This window comes from Romboutsia sp. 13368, from assembly GCF_018336475.1.
Classification (GTDB): domain Bacteria; phylum Bacillota; class Clostridia; order Peptostreptococcales; family Peptostreptococcaceae; genus Romboutsia.
On sequence record NZ_CP048741.1, the window covers coordinates 1,110,384 to 1,112,684 of the forward strand.

Consider the following 2,301-nt stretch of genomic DNA (forward strand, 5'->3'; position numbering starts at 1 on the left):
TAAATTTTTGAGCAATGGATATGACCGAAGCGGTAGCGAGTGTCATATCATTGGCGAAATGAGCGTAGCGAATTTTAGCTTTACAATACAACACCTATCTAAATTCTAAAATTATGAGTATAATAAATATTAACCCTAAAAATGAAAGGACATAAAAATGTACTCAAATATAATAGAAGAAATAATAAAATCACATACAGATAAAAATAAATTTAATACAGGATTCTCTTTCTTTAAAAGAAATCTAGTTATAAATGATTACTCAAATAAAAATAATGATGATATAACCTTTTATGCAACTGTAATAGATGAAAACCATAGAAAAGATTATACTTCGATGATAAGCATAAATACAAAAACAAGAGTAATATCAAACATGAGTTGTGATTGTCATAGCTTATTATCAAACACTAAACCTCAAATATGTGCTCATATAGTAGCCACAGTATTAACTGGATTAGAAAAATTAAATAATAAAAGCTCTAATGAATATAATGATGAAAATATAACCATAAACCCTAGTATAACCTTAGATATATCTCAATCAAGAAATGGATATATGAAAATGAATTTAGATATAAAAGATGTAGATAAAGATGAATACAGAGATATATTTGCCTCATATAAAGATAACAACAAGCTATACAGAATGAAAAATGGAACTTATTTAGATTTAAAAGAAAATGACTTAGAACAAGCTTTTAAATTAATAGATATATTAAACATATACAATGACTTTGATAATATGAAAATACCGAATAATAAAGCTATATATTTAGAAAAGCTTATAGAAGATGAAGACTTAAGCTTTATAAACGGAAGTAAGTATGTATCTAATGTAGTTAAAAAGTTTAATAAAGTAAAAAATGAAAAGTATGAAGTTCCTCAAAGCTTAAATGCAGCACTTAGAGACTATCAAGTAAATGGATTTGAATTCTTTAAAACACTATCAAACTACAAATTTGGAGGAATACTTGCAGATGAAATGGGTCTTGGTAAGACTATACAAACAATAACTTTCTTATTATCTAATGAAGGTAAAAAAAGTATAGTAATAACACCAACAGCTCTTATTTATAACTGGAAAAATGAATTAGAAAAATTTGCTCCAACATTAAAAGTAGGTGTTTTACATTCAGTAAAAAGTGAAAGAGAAAAAATACTAGAAAATATAGGTAACTATGATGTTATACTAACTACTTATACAACCTATAAAAATGACTTAGACAAATATGAGAATATAAACTTTGATTACTGTATTATAGACGAAGCTCAAAATATCAAAAATCCAGATGCAATAATTACAAAAGCTATAAAGAAAGTAAATGCTAATGTTAGATTTGCATTAACGGGAACACCTATAGAAAATAACTTAATGGAGCTTTGGTCAATTTTTGACTTTATAATGCCAGGATACTTATATAATAAATCAAAGTTTAAAAGTACATTTATAAATAATGATAAAAACCTTATAGAACTTAAAAATCTTATAAAGCCATTTATACTAAGAAGAACTAAAAAAGAAGTTATAACAGAATTACCAGATAAAATAGAACAAAAACTTATAATAGACTTAGAAAAAGAACATAAAAGAGCTTACAAAGGATATGTAAATCTTATAACTAAAAAAATAAAAGAAAACAATCAAGATAATATAACTGTATTTTCTTATTTAACAAAACTAAGACAGCTATGTTTATCACCAGAGCTTATGGTTAAAAACTACCAAGGTAGAAACTCCAAGCTAGATATTTTAATTAATATTATAAATGACTCTGGTAATAATAAAATATTAGTATTCTCTCAATTTACAAAAGTANTAGAGGTTATAGGTAATAGACTAAAAGAAGAAGATATACTATATAGTTACTTAGATGGTAAAACTAATGCAAAAGATAGAGTAAAGTTAGTAGAAGAGTTTAATAATAATGATGATAAAGTATTTTTAATATCTTTAAAAGCTGGAGGAACAGGTTTAAACCTAACAAGTGCAAACATAGTAGTTCATTTTGACCCATGGTGGAATCCAGCAGTTGAATACCAAGCAAGTGATAGAGCTCATAGAATTGGTCAGAAAAATGTAGTTAATGTAATAAAGCTTATAGCAAAAAATACAGTAGAGGAAAGAGTCATAAATTTACAAGAAACTAAAAAAGAGCTTATAGAAGATATAATAAATGGAAATTTAGATAATAGCTATACACTAAAGAATTTATCTAAAGATGATATAATAGATTTATTTATGAGTTAAGTATTAATGATTATAAAAATATATAATAATAGTTAATAAATATTTAAATA

General features: G+C 24.8%; 1 protein-coding gene. It reads left to right on the top strand.

Going from position 1 to position 2,301, the window contains the following annotated elements:
* Positions 1-376: 376 nt before the first annotated feature.
* On the top strand, positions 377-2,251 hold the full coding sequence (locus tag G3997_RS04535; protein WP_442971243.1) for an SNF2-related protein: 1,875 nt from the start codon (positions 377-379) through the stop codon (positions 2,249-2,251).
* The last annotated feature ends 50 nt before the right edge of the window (positions 2,252-2,301 follow it).